General features: G+C 66.9%; 10 protein-coding genes and 1 tRNA gene. 9 read left to right on the top strand and 2 right to left on the bottom strand.

What is annotated here, in order from left to right:
- Positions 1 to 159 precede the first annotated feature (159 nt).
- From gltB to ASF54_RS01320, 4 genes are all read left to right on the top strand, one after another.
- Positions 160 to 4731: a glutamate synthase large subunit gene (gltB, locus tag ASF54_RS01335; RefSeq protein WP_055957849.1), complete on the top strand. Its 4572-nt coding sequence runs from the start codon at positions 160 to 162 to the stop codon at positions 4729 to 4731.
- Positions 4724 to 6181, top strand: coding sequence for a glutamate synthase subunit beta (locus tag ASF54_RS01330; protein ID WP_055957847.1), 1458 nt, complete (start codon positions 4724 to 4726; stop codon positions 6179 to 6181). Before gltB ends, ASF54_RS01330 begins: the two co-directional genes overlap by 8 nt.
- A 132-nt stretch (positions 6182 to 6313) precedes the next feature.
- Positions 6314 to 7759 carry a pyruvate kinase gene (gene pyk, locus ASF54_RS01325; protein ID WP_055957844.1) on the top strand — a complete coding sequence of 482 codons (1446 nt, stop codon included), beginning with the start codon at positions 6314 to 6316 and terminating at the stop codon, positions 7757 to 7759.
- Positions 7760 to 7888: 129 nt separating this feature from the next.
- The gene (locus tag ASF54_RS01320) at positions 7889 to 8512 is read left to right on the top strand and encodes a hypothetical protein (RefSeq protein ID WP_055957842.1); all 624 of its coding nucleotides are present in this window, start codon (positions 7889 to 7891) and stop codon (positions 8510 to 8512) included.
- 107 nt (positions 8513 to 8619) lie between these two features.
- Here the strand turns inward: ASF54_RS01320 and ASF54_RS01315 are convergent, their stop codons facing one another.
- Positions 8620 to 8823 (bottom strand): cold-shock protein, encoded by a 204-nt coding sequence (locus tag ASF54_RS01315; protein ID WP_055957839.1) that lies wholly within the window; start codon positions 8821 to 8823, stop codon positions 8620 to 8622.
- Between the two features lie 323 nt (positions 8824 to 9146).
- Here ASF54_RS01315 and ASF54_RS01310 point away from each other — a divergent pair.
- Together ASF54_RS01310 and ASF54_RS01305 are read left to right on the top strand one after the other, a co-directional pair.
- Positions 9147 to 9228, top strand: a tRNA-Leu gene (locus ASF54_RS01310).
- Positions 9229 to 9313: 85 nt separating this feature from the next.
- On the top strand, positions 9314 to 9919 hold the full coding sequence (locus tag ASF54_RS01305; protein ID WP_055961824.1) for an ANTAR domain-containing response regulator: 606 nt from the start codon (positions 9314 to 9316) through the stop codon (positions 9917 to 9919).
- A 214-nt stretch (positions 9920 to 10133) separates the two neighbouring features.
- Here the strand turns inward: ASF54_RS01305 and ASF54_RS01300 are convergent, their stop codons facing one another.
- Positions 10134 to 10487, bottom strand: coding sequence for a hotdog fold thioesterase (locus ASF54_RS01300; RefSeq protein WP_084816109.1), 354 nt, complete (start codon positions 10485 to 10487; stop codon positions 10134 to 10136).
- A 158-nt stretch (positions 10488 to 10645) separates the two neighbouring features.
- Here ASF54_RS01300 and polA point away from each other — a divergent pair, with 158 nt between their 5' ends.
- The 3 genes from polA to ASF54_RS01285 all read left to right on the top strand — a co-directional run bounded on the left by polA (position 10646) and on the right by ASF54_RS01285 (position 15518).
- Positions 10646 to 13333, top strand: coding sequence for a DNA polymerase I (gene polA, locus ASF54_RS01295; RefSeq protein WP_055957834.1), 2688 nt, complete (start codon positions 10646 to 10648; stop codon positions 13331 to 13333).
- A 133-nt stretch (positions 13334 to 13466) separates the two neighbouring features.
- Positions 13467 to 13778 carry a PTS lactose transporter subunit IIB gene (locus tag ASF54_RS01290; protein ID WP_055957831.1) on the top strand — a complete coding sequence of 104 codons (312 nt, stop codon included), beginning with the start codon at positions 13467 to 13469 and terminating at the stop codon, positions 13776 to 13778.
- 36 nt (positions 13779 to 13814) lie between these two features.
- The gene (locus ASF54_RS01285) at positions 13815 to 15518 is read left to right on the top strand and encodes a DUF885 domain-containing protein (RefSeq protein WP_055957828.1); all 1704 of its coding nucleotides are present in this window, start codon (positions 13815 to 13817) and stop codon (positions 15516 to 15518) included.
- Positions 15519 to 15619 lie beyond the last annotated feature (101 nt).

Below are 15619 nucleotides of genomic sequence, written 5' to 3'. Positions count from 1 at the left end.
AGACGCCCCGAAGGCCACGACCCCGAGCCCCCGGCGCCTGCCACACCCACTCGGTTTTCTGCCGAGTGCCAGCGAATCGGGCCAGCGACGCCCCGCCCTGCGTAAGTTTTCCTCTACTAGTCAGTCACGACTAGTCCCACATCGTGAGGACGGATCGACATGGCTCTCACGCCAGCGCACCAGACCTTCAGCACCATTCCCGCCGCCCAGGGTCTCTATGACCCTGCCCAGGAGAAAGACGCCTGCGGACTGGCCATGGTCGCCACGCTCCGCGGCACCCCGGGCCACGACATCATCGATGCCGCGCTCGGGGCCCTGCGCAACCTCGAGCACCGCGGGGCGGTCGGCTCGGACGCCGGCACGGGCGACGGTGCCGGGATCCTGATGCAGGTTCCCGACGCTTTCTTCCGCGAGGTGGTCGAGTTCGACCTGCCCGAGGCGGGTCACTACGCGGTCGGCATCGCCTTCCTCCCCACCGACTTCGACGAGCGGAAGACCCTTCAGGCGGCGATCGAGAAGATCGTGGTCGAAGAGAGCCTCCGGGTCGTCGGCTGGCGCGACGTCCCCGTGCGCTCCGGCGAGCTCGGCACCCTGGCTCGCAACGCCATGCCGGCCTTCGAGCAGCTCTTCGTCGCGGCCGCGCACGGCTCCGACCACGTCGAAGGCGTCGCCCTCGACCGCCTGGCGTTCCGCATGCGCAAGCGTGCCGAACGCGAGCTCGGCGCCTACTTCACGTCGCTCTCGAGCCGCACCATGGTCTACAAGGGCATGGTCACGACCCTCCAGCTGGAGCCGTTCTACCCCGACCTCTCCGACGAGCGGGTGGCCTCGAAGCTGGCTATCGTGCATTCGCGCTACTCGACGAACACGTTCCCGTCGTGGCCCCTTGCGCAGCCGTTCCGCATGATCGCGCACAACGGCGAGATCAACACGGTCCGCGGCAACCGCAACTGGATGCGGGCCCGGCAGTCGCAGCTCGAGTCCGAGCTGATCGGTGACGTGACCCCGCTGCTGCCCATCGTCACGCCCGGCAACAGCGACTCGGCCTCGTTCGACGAGGTGGTCGAGCTCCTCAGCCTGACCGGTCGCTCGCTGCCGCACGCGATCATGATGATGGTTCCCGAGGCATGGGAGAACCAGGTCGGCATCGACCCGGTGCTCCGCGACTTCTACGAGTACCACTCGATGCTCATGGAAGCATGGGACGGCCCAGCGGCGATTACCTTCACCGACGGTTCGCTTGCCGGTGCCACCCTCGACCGCAACGGCCTCCGCCCGGGTCGCTACCTCGTCACCGACGACGGACTCGTGGTGCTCGCCAGCGAGATCGGCGTGCTGCCCGACATCGACCAGTCGAAGATCGTCCGAAAGGGCCGTCTGCGCCCCGGCAAGATGTTCCTGGTCGACACCGAGGCCGGCCGCATCATCGAAGACGACGAGATCAAGCAGCAGCTCGCCTCGTCCGAGGAGTACGGCGAGTGGCTCGAGATGGGTCGCATCCACCTCAAAGACCTCCCCGAGCGCGAGCACATCGTGCACACGCCGGCGTCGGTCACGCGCCGCCAGCGCACGTTCGGCTACACCGAAGAAGAGGTCAGGATCCTGCTGACCCCGATGGCCAAGGCCGGTGCAGAGCCGTTGGGCGCGATGGGCAGCGACACCCCCATCGCGGTGCTCAGCGATCGTCCGCGCCTCCTGTTCGACTACTTCACGCAGCAGTTCGCCCAGGTGACGAACCCGCCGCTCGACTCGATCCGCGAATCGGTCGTGACGTCGCTGAAGCTCGGGCTCGGCCCGGAGCGCAACCTGCTCGACGCCACGCCCGAGCACGCCCGCCAGGTGATCCTCGACTTCCCGGTGATCGACAACGACGAGCTAGCCAAGATCCAGCACATCGATCCCGCACCCGGCTCGCGTCTCACCGCAACTCTTCGTGGTCTGTACCGCGTCGACCAGGGTCCGCGCGCGATGGAGGACCGCATCGCGGCCCTCTGCGCCGAGGTCGACGAGGCGATCGCCGAGGGCTCGGAGTTCATCGTGCTGTCCGACCGCGACTCCACCGCGGAGTTCGCGCCGATCCCGTCGTTGCTCATGCTCGCGGCGGTCCACCACCACCTCATCCGCACCGAGAACCGCATGAAGGTCGGCTTGATCGTCGAGGCCGGCGACGTGCGCGAGGTCCACCACGTGGCGACCCTCATCGGCTACGGTGCGTCGGCGATCAACCCGTACCTGGCGATGGAGACCTGCGAGAACCTCGTCCGTAGCGGCATGATCACCGGCATGTCGCCGGAGCAGGCCGTGAAGAACGTGATCAAGGCGCTCGGCAAGGGCGTGCTCAAGATCATGTCGAAGATGGGCATCTCGACCGTGTCGTCGTATGCGGCCGCCCAGGCGTTCGAGGCCGTGGGCCTCAGCCAGGAGTTCATCGACACCTATTTCACCGGCACCTCGACCCGCCTCGGCGGTGTCGGCGTCGACGTGATCGCGGCCGAGAACGCCGAGCGTCACCTCAGCGCCTACCCGGCCGACGGTGCGAGCCCCGCTCACGAGCGCCTCCAGACCGGCGGCGAGTACCAGTGGCGCCGTGAGGGTCCGCCCCACCTCTTCAACCCCGAGACGGTGTTCCGCCTGCAGCACGCGACTCGCACGAGGCGCTACGACATCTTCCGCGAGTACACGAAGATGGTCGACGACCAGGCCGAGCAGTTGATGACGCTCCGAGGTCTCTTCACTCTCCGCACACACGCCCGCCCGACTGTTCCCCTCGACGAGGTCGAGTCGGTGGAGTCGATCGTCAAGCGCTTCTCCACGGGTGCGATGAGCTACGGCTCCATCTCGAAAGAGGCTCACGAGACGCTGGCGATCGCGATGAACCGCCTTGGCGGCAAGTCGAACACCGGCGAGGGCGGCGAAGACGTCGACCGTCTCCTCGACCCGGAGCGTCGCAGCGCCGTCAAGCAGGTCGCCTCCGGGCGGTTCGGTGTCACGAGCATGTACCTGACGCACGCGACCGACATCCAGCTCAAGATGGCTCAGGGTGCCAAGCCCGGCGAGGGCGGTCAGCTGCCACCGTCGAAGGTGTACCCCTGGGTGGCCCGCACTCGTCACGCGACACCTGGTGTCGGCCTCATCTCGCCGCCGCCGCACCACGACATCTACTCGATCGAAGACCTCAAGCAGCTGATCTTCGACGTCAAGCGCGCCAACCCGACCGCTCGGGTGCACGTGAAGCTCGTGTCGCAATCGGGCATCGGCGCCGTCGCCGCGGGTGTGACCAAGGCTCTCGCCGACGTCGTCCTGGTCTCCGGCCATGACGGTGGCACCGGTGCCAGCCCGCTCAACTCGCTCAAGCACGCGGGAACCCCGTGGGAGATCGGCTTGGCCGAGACGCAGCAGACGCTCATGATGAACGGCATGCGCGACCGGGTCGTCGTTCAGGTCGACGGTCAGATGAAGACCGGTCGCGACGTGATCGTCGCCGCCCTGCTCGGTGGTGAGGAGTTCGGTTTCGCGACCGCACCCCTCGTCGTGTCGGGCTGCATCCTGATGCGGGTCTGTCACCTCGACACCTGCCCCGTCGGTGTCGCCACGCAGAACCCCGAACTCCGCGCCCGGTTCACCGGCAAGGCCGAGCACGTCGTCAACTTCTTCGAGTTCCTCGCACAGGAGGTGCGCGAGTACCTCTCCGAGCTCGGCTTCCGCTCGCTTGACGAGGCGATCGGCCACCACGAGTTGCTCGGCGTCGACCGCGCCATCGACCACTGGAAGGCGTCGGGGCTCGACCTCTCTCCCGTGCTCGTCGGCCCGGTGTTCGCCGACGACGAGCCGCGCCGCAACTTCGTCCAGCAGGATCACGAGCTCGAGAAGCACTTCGACAACCAGCTCATCGCCGCGTCCGCCGATGTCATCGCCACCGGCGGCTCCATCGCGCTCGACCTCCCGATCCGCAACACGGAGCGTGCCGTCGGAACGATGCTCGGCCACGAGGTGACCGTTCAGCGCGGCGAGCACGGCCTCCCCGCGGGCAGCATCGACATCACCCTCCGAGGATCCGCCGGGCAGTCGCTCGGTGCCTTCCTTCCGGCGGGCATCACGTTGCGACTCGTCGGCGACAGCAACGACTACGTCGGCAAGGGCCTCTCCGGCGGCACGGTCATCGTGCGTCCGCCCGAGGAGGCGAGCTTCCCGGCCGAAGACAACGTCATCGCCGGCAACGTCATCGGCTACGGCGCGACCCAGGGCAGCATGTTCATCCGCGGCATCGTGGGGGAGCGCTTCCTGGTCCGCAACTCGGGCGCCAGCGCCGTCGTGGAGGGCGTGGGCGACCACGCGCTCGAATACATGACGGGCGGTCTCGCCGTCATCCTCGGGGAGACCGGCCGCAACCTCGGCGCCGGCATGTCGGGCGGTACCGCCTACGTGCGCGGTCTCCGCCGCGAGAACGTCAACGACGACTCGCTGACGGCCGGCGAGCTGCTGCTCCAGCCGCTCGGAAGTGCGGACATCGAGATCCTCGAGGATCTCCTTCAACAGCACCTCGCCGAAACCGGATCGCCGGTGGCGGAGAAGCTGCTCGTCGACATCGAGAAGTCCGCGGAGGAGTTCGTGAAGGTGCTGCCTCGCGACTACGCCGCTGTCATGGAAACCCGTAAGACCGCTGCTGCCGAGGGCCTCGACCTCGACGGTGACGAGGTCTGGAATCGAATCATGGAGGTGACCGGTGGCTGACCCCAAAGGTTTTCTGAAGGTCCAGAAGCGCGAGCTTCCCCAGCGTCGTCCCGTCTCTGTCCGGCTCATGGACTGGAAAGAGGTCTACGAGCAGCAGGAGAGCGGTGAACTGCGCCGTCAGGCGGGTCGCTGCATGGACTGTGGCGTGCCGTTCTGCCACCAGGGCTGCCCCCTCGGCAATCTCATCCCTGAATGGAACGATCTCATGTGGCGCGGTGAGGGCCGCCAGGCCATCGAGCGTCTGCACGCGACGAACAACTTCCCGGAGTGGACGGGTCGACTCTGCCCCGCGCCCTGCGAATCGTCCTGCGTGCTGGGTATCAACCAGCCGCCGGTCACGATCAAGCAGGTCGAGGTCTCGATCATCGATCAGGCCTTCTCGAACGGCTGGGTCACCCCGCACCCGCCCGAGCGTCTCACCGGCAAGACCGTCGCCGTCGTCGGCTCCGGCCCTGCCGGCCTGGCTGCGGCTCAGCAGCTCACCCGCGCAGGCCACACCGTCGCCGTCTACGAGCGCGACGACCGCATCGGCGGCCTCCTCCGCTACGGCATCCCCGACTTCAAGATGGAGAAGAAGCAGATCGAGCTCCGTCTCGCTCAGATGCGAGCAGAGGGCACCCGTTTCCGCGCGGGCGTCGAGATCGGTCGTGACATCGCCTGGGATGACCTCCGCGCTCGCTACGACGCCGTGATCGTGGCGACCGGGGCGACCGTTCCCCGAGACCTGCCGATCCCGGGCCGCGACCTGCCCGGCGTCCACTTCGCCATGGAGTACCTCGTGGCCCAGAACAGGATCGGGGCCGGCGATTCGCTCGGCGATCAGATCTCGGCCGAGGGCAAGCACGTCGTCGTGCTCGGCGGCGGCGACACCGGTGCCGACTGCATCGGCACCGCGCACCGCCAGGGCGCGCTCAGCGTCACCAACCTCGCTATCGGCCAGCAGCCTCCGTCGGAGCGCCCCGACAGCCAGCCCTGGCCGATGCAGCCGACGCTCTTCGAGGTCGCGAGTGCTCACGAAGAGGGTGGCGAGCGGGAGTACCTCGCTTCCACGGTCGAGTTCCTCTCGAACGACGTCGGCGAGGTTCGGGCCATCCGCGTGGCCGAGACCGAGTTCGTCGACGGCCGCCGCGTGCCGAAGTCCGGCACCGAGCGCGAGATCCCGGCCGACCTGGTCCTGCTCGCACTCGGTTTCACCGGTCCGGAGCGCGAGGCCCTCGAAGGCCAGCTCGAGATGCCCTTCACCGACCGCGGCATGATCGAGCGCAACGTGTCGTACGAGACCAGCCAGCCGGGCGTGTTCGTCACGGGTGACGCCGGACGCGGTCAGTCGCTCATCGTGTGGGCCATCGCCGAGGGCCGCGCCACAGCGGCCGCCGTCGACAAGTACCTCGAGGGTGCGACTTCTCTGCCCTCGCCGGTCAAGCCGACCGACCGGGCTCTGTCTCTCTAACCGATTGCTCGCCCTCCAGCCATCCGCCGGTTAGATTCCAGCCGCTTTGCGGGAATAAACTGGCGACGCGGCCTCAACCGTCACCTGCGTGCATCAGTTCCACCGACGCAGCCACCTCCAACGAAGGAACAAATGAGACGTGCAAAGATCGTCGCCACCCTCGGGCCGGCGACTTCGAGCTATGAAGACATCCGGGCCATCATCGATGCCGGAGTCGACGTCGCGCGGATGAACCTGAGCCACGGCACATACGACGTCCATCAGGGTGTCTACGACAACGTCCGCCAGGCGGCCGCCGATTCGGGCCGCGCCGTCGCCGTCCTGGTCGACCTCCAGGGTCCGAAGATCCGCCTGGGCAAGTTCTCCGATGGGCCGCACGAGCTGGCCGTCGGTGACATCTTCAAGATCACGACCGAAGACATTCTCGGCACCAAAGAGATCTGCGGCACGACCTTCAAGGGTCTCCCTCAAGACGTCTCCGCGGGCGACCCGCTCCTCGTCGACGACGGCCGGGTGAAGCTCCGGGTGCTCGACACCGACGGCACCGTCGTCACGACCGAGGTCGTCGTCGCCGGTACGGTCTCGAACAACAAGGGCATCAACCTGCCCGGAGTCGCGGTCAACGTGCCCGCCCTCTCCGACAAAGACGAGGCCGACCTGCGCTGGGGCCTCAAGCTCGGCGCCGACTTCATCGCCCTGTCGTTCGTGCGAAATGCCGACGACATCGATCGAGTGGCCGAGATCATGGCGGAGGAGGGCCGCAAGGTTCCCGTCTACGCCAAGATCGAGAAGCCCCAGGCCGTCGACAACCTCGAGGCCATCATCGACGCGTTCGACGGCATCATGGTCGCCCGTGGCGACCTCGGCGTCGAACTCCCGCTCGAAGCGGTCCCGATCGTGCAGAAGCACGCAGTCGAGCTGTCCCGCCGCATGGCGAAGCCGGTCATCGTCGCGACTCAGATGCTCGAGTCCATGATCTCCTCGCCCATCCCGACCCGCGCCGAGACCTCCGACGTCGCGAACGCCGTTCTCGACGGAGCCGACGCAGTCATGCTGTCGGGTGAGACCAGCGTGGGCGAGTTCCCGGTCATCACGGTGCAGACCATGGCTCGCATCGTCGCCTCGACCGAAGAGCACGGCCTCGAGCGCATTCCCGCGCTCGGCACCAAGCCGCGCACCCTCGGTGGCGCTATCACTCTGGCTGCGGCCGAGGTCGCCGAATTCGTCCAGGCCAGCTACGTGTGCGTCTTCACCGAGGGTGGCGACACCGTTCGCCGCATGGCGCGTCTGCGTCACGCGATTCCGATCGTCGCTTTCACGACCGACGAGGCGATCCGCCGTCGCATGGCGATGAGCTGGGGCGTCCAGTCGTACCTCGTCGACCCGGTCACGCACACCGACGCGATGTTCGGCCAGGTCGACGACGTCCTCCTGGGCAACACTCTCGCCGAGACCGGCGACAAGGTCATCGTCATCTCCGGTTCCCCTCCCGGAATCTCGGGATCGACTAACGACCTCCGCGTCCACCGGGTGGGCGACGCGCACGCCGGCGCGGCACCGGCGTACGCCCGCGACTAGTCGTCTCGACACAGAAGGCCGACACCTCTTCGGAGGTGCCGGCCTTCTCTGTCGGTCCGTCTCCTTCAGGGCCGTGTTCCTCCTGAGAATCGAGGATCCCACCGCTCACCCGATCCTAGGATCGTCACCATGGCGATCAACGGCTCGCATCCCGGATGCTTCATGCTCGGCGCACGGCTCTACGCCGTCCCCTCCGACACCGGGCACGACGTCGCCGAGACTCAGGCCAGCTGGGCCCGTCCGGGTTCACCGCACCACCGCCGCCCTCGCATTCACTGGAGCGTCGTGGTCGGGGGAGTGGCCGGTGGCATCCTGATCGATGCCTCGGCAATCAGGTCGTCCAATCTGGCCGACCCTGTTGCGCTGCTCATGATGTTCATTCTCGGCGGCCTGGTCGGTTTCGCCAGCGCCTACGGGATCCGCGAGGCGTGTCTCGGCCGGAAGCCCGAGCCCGAAGTGGTCCGGCTTCCCGCCGTCGAGATCCCGGGAGACGTCGCTCGCGGGGCACCCGACGATGCCACGGCCGACGAGCTCGTGCTGTGGAGCGTCGTGACCAAGCGGTATCGAGCCGCCCTCGCTGCGCGGGATGATGCGCCGTTCGTGCCGGATCCTCGGGTCTCGACACCGTCGTCGACGGGGGCGACGACGTCGACCGCGGCCGCAGCGGGTGCGCTGGCCGAGTTGGCGTACATCACGGCGCGACACGATTTCGAGCCGGTTGCCGAGTTGCTCGGGTTGGCCACTCCGCGCTGAACGCGTCTCCGCGCCACTAGAACAGGCTGTCGCGCGCGCAAAGAGCTGGTGCGCGCGAAAAGACCCCGCCTGCCGAAGCAGACGGGGTCTTTCGAAGTGCGGGGGTCTTAGAGAACGCGGATGTTCTCGGCCTGGAGGCCCTTGTTGCCCTGAGCGGTCTCGAATTCGACCTTCTGGTTCTCTTCGAGGTTGCGGTAGCCGTCGCCGGAGATCGCAGAGAAGTGCGCGAACACGTCAGTGGATCCGTCGTCGGGGGTGATGAAGCCGAAGCCCTTTTCGGAGTTGAACCACTTCACGGTGCCTGTTGCCATTTTTCTATTCCTTCAATCAGAGGTGTTCGATCCCTTACCTGTGGGATCTCTCGTCGCGGTGCTTTTTTGGTCCGCTCCCTCTAAGAACGATAAGACTCGGACGACCGTTTCGCCTGAAAGACGAACCGATGCCGCGTGCCCCATCGCGAAGTACAAATGCGTAACACAACAACCAGTACTGACAACCGTAGCCCAGGACGATGACTCGCGGGGGGATTCCAGCCACAAAGTCGCGAAGAAAGTGATTCTTTTGGGCCGTCCGGCCTCGAGGCGAGGGCGCGAACACCAGCGACGGCGACCTGTCCGCTAGGATCGACGACTGCGCGAATGTGGTGGAATTGGCATACACGGGGCACTCAAAATGCTCTGCCTCACGGCTTGCGGGTTCGAGTCCCGCCATTCGCACCCTGGCCGCGTCTCCACCGAGGCTCCGGTCGGGATCGCGACGATGCGAGCCCCCTCCTCAGAACAGACCGGTAGGATTCCAATCGTGAGTGACCTAGAAGCAACACCAGCAGCTCCCCGCCGAGTAGTCGTCGCCGAAGACGAGTCACTCATCCGTCTCGACATCGTCGAGATCCTTCGCGACAACGGCTTCGAGGTCGTCGGCGAGGCGGGCGACGGCGAGACTGCGGTCGCACTGGCCACCGAACTTCGTCCCGACCTGGTGATCATGGACGTCAAGATGCCCAAGCTCGACGGCATCTCCGCGGCCGAGACACTGTCGAAGAATCACATCGCTCCCGTGGTTCTTCTCACCGCCTTCAGCCAGAAGGAGCTCGTCGAGCGCGCCAGCGAGGCCGGCGCCCTCGCCTACGTCGTCAAGCCGTTCACCCCCAACGACCTCCTGCCCGCGATCGAGATCGCTCTCTCGCGCTACACGCAGATCATCACCCTCGAGGCCGAGGTCGCCGACCTGGTCGAGCGCTTCGAGACGCGCAAGCTCGTCGATCGCGCCAAGGGCCTGCTGAACGAGAAGATGGGTCTCACCGAGCCCGAGGCCTTCCGCTGGATCCAGAAGGCGTCGATGGATCGCCGTCTCACCATGCACGATGTCGCCCAGGCCATCATCGAGCAGCTCAGCGTCAAGAAGTAAGCGTCAAGAAGTAAGCGTCAAGAAGTAGCTGTACTCACCGCGGCGGCCGGTTCCCTCTGGGAGCCGGCCGCTTCTACGTGCCCGCCCCTCTCCTTCGAATTTGAAGGAGATTTTCGCCCTCGCGCCCGCAGATCCCTATGAATTCGTCAGCTCGCCGAGGTTTCTCCTTCACATTTGCAAAAGGGGCGCGGCCAAGGCTCCAGCCAACAGCCGCCTAAGAGGTACGCGCATCGCGAAGGATGTTGGTGATCCGCACCGTCGAGAGGCGCCGCCCCTCCTCGTCGGTCATGACGATCTCGTGCGTCGTCAGCGTGCGGCCCAGGTGGATCGCGGTGCACGTGCCCGTGACGACGCCCGACGAGGCGGCCCGGCTGTGCGAGGCGTTGAGCTCGATGCCCATGGCGATGCGGCCCGGCCCGGCGTGGACGCTCGCGGCCATCGACCCGAGCGACTCGGCGAGCACGACGTGAGCCCCGCCGTGCAAGATGCCGACCGGTTGCCGATTGCCGTCGACCGGCATGGTGGCGACCGCGTGCTCGGCGCTCAGCGCAACGATCTCGATGCCCATCTTCTCGGCGAGCTCGCCGGCGCCGCGGCCGTCGAGGAAGGCGAGGGCGGCGGGGCTGAACGGCTGGTCGGTCACGATTTCTCCAGGGCGGCGAGAGGGAAAAGAGCCCAGGATCCGAGGCCAAGACGAGTGTCGGAGGGGGCGGCTAGGCTGACGGGGTGCCGAGCTCAGAAAAGCCTACCCTTCTCGTAATCGACGGTCATTCCCTGGCCTTCAGGGCCTTCTACGCCCTGCCCATCGACAGTTTCGTCAATCGTGACGGCCAGCACACTAACGCCATCCACGGCTTCATCTCGATGCTGCTCAACCTGCTCAAGAACGAGAAGCCGACTCACTTGGCGGTCGCCTTCGACATCTCCCGGTATTCGTTCCGCACGCGTGAATACCCCGAGTACAAGGGCACCCGAAACGAGACTCCGGTCGAGTTCGTCGGTCAGATCCCTCTGCTCGAAGAGGCGCTGCACGCGATGGGCATCACCACGATCACCAAAGAAGACTTTGAGGCCGACGACATCCTCGCCACCCTCGCCGCCCGGGGGTCGTCCGGCGGCTACAAGGTGTTCGTGGTCTCGGGTGACCGCGACGCCATCCAGATGGTCAACGACGACGTCACACTGCTCTACCCCTCGGCCCGCGGCGTCACCGATCTCACGCGCTACGACCGCGACAAGGTGTTCGAGCGCTACGGCATCGAACCCCACCAGTACCCCGAGGTCGCGGCCCTCGTCGGCGAGACGAGTGACAACCTGATCGGCGTCGACAAGGTCGGCGAGAAAACGGCCGTGAAGTGGATCAACCAGTTCGGCTCTCTTGACGAGGTCGTGGCGCACCGCGACGAGATCAAGGGCGTCGTCGGCGACAAGTTCCGCGAGCAGTACGACCGCGCCGTCCGCAACCGCAAACTCAACCGTCTCGTCACCGACGTCGATCTGCCGGTCGGCCCCGACGATCTCGAGCGACGCCCGATCGACGTGCCCGCCGTGCGCGAGGTGTTCGATCGACTGCAGTTCCGCACGCTGCTCGAGCGCGTGGTCGCGTTGGCCGAGGGCGGTGCCGCCGGATCCTCGGCTCCCACCGCAGGCGTCGCCGCCGAGCCCGAGGCACCCTCCGGCCCCGTCGTCCCGGTCGTTCGCACACTCGTCGACGAAGAGCTGGCGCACTGGCTGCGCACCCACGCCGCCGCCGACAAACCGCCGGTCGGCGTGTCGGTCGAGTACGGCAGTGACGGCACAGTCACCGGCCTCGGCATCGCGGCCAGCGACGATTCGGTCTACATCCCCTGGGCGGCGGGCCGAGGCGACTACGTGGCTCTCGAGGCGTGGCTCGACGCCGACTCACCGAAAGTCGTGCACGACGCCAAGCGCGCGTACAAGGCGCTCAAGCGAGTCGGCCTCACCCTGACCGGCCTCGTCGGCGACCCGCGCATCGCCGCGTGGCTCCTGCGACCGGGGCGTACTTCGTTCGCACTCGCCGACCTGGTCTACGAGCACCTGGCCGAACGCATGCCGGTCGCCGACCCCGACCAACTCGTGCCCGCCGACGACGCCAGCGGTGCCGCTGCCGAGGCGTGGTTCGCCCTCCGTGTCTCCGCGGAGCTCGACGAGCTGCTCGACGAGGGCTCCCGGGGCGTGTTGCGTGATCTTGAGCTTCCGCTCGTTCCGGTTCTCGGCGATATGGAACTCACTGGCGTGGCGACCGACCGCCCCGCGCTTCGAGCCCTCTCCGCACGCCTGGCCGACACGGCGGCGACGCTCGCGGCCGAGGCTTTCGAGGTCATCGGCCGTGAGGTCAACCTCGGCTCGCCCAAGCAGCTGCAAGAGGTCCTCTTCGAGCAGCTCGACATGCCGAAGACCCGCTCGATGAAGACCGGCTACTCGACCGATGCGGCTTCCCTCGCCGACCTGCAAGAGAAGCACCCCCATCCCTTCTTGGGGCTCCTTCTCAAGCATCGCGACGCCACGAAGCTGCGCCAGATCATCGACACTCTCGACAAGGCGATCGACGACAACGGCCGCATCCACACGACCTACGACCAGACCGGAACGACCACCGGCCGAATCTCGTCGATCGACCCGAACCTGCAGAACATCCCGGTCAAGACCGCGGTCGGCCACGAGATCCGGGCCACATTCCAGCATGGTCCCGACTATCAGACGCTCCTGACGGCCGACTACTCGCAGATCGAGATGCGGATCATGGCGCACCTCTCGGGCGACGAAGGCCTCATCACCGCGTTCACCGAGGGTGAAGACCTGCACCGCTTCGTCGGGGCCCGCATCTTCGGCGTCGAGCCCTCCGAGGTCAGCCCCGCGATGCGCACCAAGGTCAAGGCCATGTCGTACGGCCTCGCCTATGGGCTGAGCGCCTTCGGGCTGTCGAAGCAGCTGCGTATCGAGACCGCCGAGGCGAAGCAGTTGATGACCGACTACTTCTCGCGATTCGGGGCGGTGCGCGTGTACCTCCGCAACGTCGTCGAGCAAGCCCGCGACGACGGCTACACCGAGACGATCTTCGGGCGTCGGCGCCCGTTCGCCGACCTGAAGTCGTCGAACCGCGTGCTCCGTGAAAATGCCGAGCGCGCCGCTTTGAACGCCCCGATCCAGGGCTCCGCCGCCGACATCATGAAGCGCGCCATGCTCGGCGTCCGCTCTGAGATCGACCAGCGCGAGCTGCAGTCGCGGGTGCTGCTGCAGGTGCACGACGAACTCATCGTCGAGGTCGCCGAGGGGGAGGCCGAGATAGTCGAAGACGTCGTTCGGCGCCGGATGGGCTCGGCGGCCGAGCTCCGTGTTCCCCTGGACGTCTCGGTCGGCCTCGGCGAGAGCTGGGATGCCGCCGCGCACTGACTGACCGCCGCCCGAGCCCGGGGGCTCGGGCAGCTGTGCGTGCGCCTCCACCAACGTGCCTCCGGCCTCGTGGGCACCACACCCTCGCGCGGAGCATCATTGGGTAATCCCCGCCGCCGACCTAGGAGCTACCGTGGCCACCCTCGATGGAGCACACGTCAAGAAATTGGTGGTCGCCTGCGACGCCGGCATGGGCTCGAGCATCATGCTCGCGACCACGCTCAAGAAGCAGTTGAAGAAGAGCGGTGTCGAGGTCTCGCACTCTGCCGTTCATGAGATCCCCGCTGACACCGACGTCGTCGTCACGCAGAACAACCTCGCCGCACGCGCCCGACAGGCTGCTCCCGAGGGCACTCCCGTCGTCCCATTCCAACTGTTCATGGGCGATCCGGCCGTCACCCGCCTGGTCGAGGCTATCCAGTCGGGCTCGTCGATCGAGCTGTAGAGAGCCGATGGGGGAGGCCCTGGCTAGGCTCGGTACATGAGCACCGACGCCACCGCCCCCGTCCGTTCGAGTACCCCCATCGATGCCATCGCCGAGCGATGGGTCGACACTCTGGTCGACCTCAGTCCCGACTGGGCTATTTGGCTAGGGCGCGAGGGCGGGCCCAACCGCTACGCCGACTACTCACCAGAAGGCCAGGCTCGGTATGTAGCGGCCGTCCGTGAAACTCTCGCCGAACTCGAGGCGACCGAGCCCGCCGACGATGTCGACCGAGTGACCAAAGATGATCTCACCGCCTCGCTCCAACTCGACCTCGAGTACGACGAGCGGCGTCTGCAGCTTCGCGACCTCAATGTCATCGCCTCCCCGGCGCAGGGCATCCGCGACGTCTTCGACCTGATGCCCACGGCGACCGAGGCCCACTGGAAGGCCGTCGCCGGTCGCCTAGCCGAGGTCGAGACTGCCCTCCACGGCTATACGATCACGCTCGTGCACGGCATCGACGAGGGCGTCGTCCCCGCCAAGCGCCAGGTCGAGGCGGTGGCAGAGCAGTGCGTGCGCAACACGGCCCAGGACGGCTTCTTCTCGACGTTCGCCGCGGATCCTCGTCTCGAATCGGGAGAGCCGGTGTCGGAGGCCCTGCGCGACGAGCTCTCGGCGAACGCCGCCAGTGCGGCGGCTGCCTACCTCCGCTTCCGGGCATTCCTCGTCGAGCAGTTGCTTCCGGCTGCCACCGAGCACGACGGAGTCGGTCGCGAGGCCTACGAGCTCCACTCGCGACGCTTCCTCGGTGCCACCGTCGACCTCGACGAAACCTACGAGTGGGGTCGAGTCGAGCTGGCGCGCATGACCGCCGAGCAGGAGGCGATCGCCCAGATGATCGAGCCGGGGGCCACGGTCGAGCGCGCCATCGAAGTGCTCGACGCTGACGACTCCCGCAGCCTGCACGGCACCGCTGCTCTGCAGAGCTGGATGCAAGAGACGAGCGACCGGGCGGTCGACGAACTGGGCCGGACCCACTTCGACATTCCCGAGGCCATTCGCACGCTCGAGTGCCGCATCGCCCCGACCAAAGACGGCGGCGTCTACTACACCAGCCCGAGTGACGATTTCTCGAGGCCCGGCCGCATGTGGTGGTCGGTTCCCGTCGGCACGACGCGATTCACGACCTGGCGGGAGAAGACGACGGTCTACCACGAGGGTGTGCCGGGACATCACCTGCAGCTCGGCCAAGCCGTCTACAACAGAGCGTCGCTCAACACCTACCGTCGATCGATCGCCGGCACCTCGGGCCATGCCGAGGGCTGGGCGCTCTACGCGGAGCGCCTCATGGACGAACTCGGCTACCTCGCCGACCCCGCCGACCGGCTGGGTATGCTCGACGGCCAGCGCATGCGGGCCGCACGAGTCGTGATCGACCTCGGTGTGCACCTCGGCAAGGAGTTCCCGGGCACACCATCTCGCGAGGCCGGCGGCGTGTGGGACCACGCCAAGGCCCTCGCATTCCTGATGGACAACGCGCACGAGGCCGAAGCGACCCTGCGATTCGAGATCGACCGCTATCTCGGCTGGCCGGGGCAGGCTCCCTCATACAAGGTCGGCCAGAGGGTCTGGGAAGATCTGCGGGCCGAGCGGGCACGGCGCGAGGGCGACTCGTTCGACGTTCGTCGATTCCACTCCGAGGCCCTCGCACTCGGGGGAGTAGGCCTCGACACGCTGCGCCGAGCGCTCCTCGGCTGACGTCGGGCGCGCGCTCGGCCACTTCTCACGGCGCTCACTGACATCCCGCGCGCCGCAGGTTGATCGAGGGGCCGACTAGCCGTTAGACTCGCTGGGCGCAA

It is taken from the genome of Frondihabitans sp. Leaf304 (genome assembly GCF_001423105.1).
GTDB lineage: Bacteria > Actinomycetota > Actinomycetes > Actinomycetales > Microbacteriaceae > Frondihabitans.
Note: the sequence above shows the minus strand (reverse complement) of the source record. Positions and strands in the feature narration are given on the sequence as shown.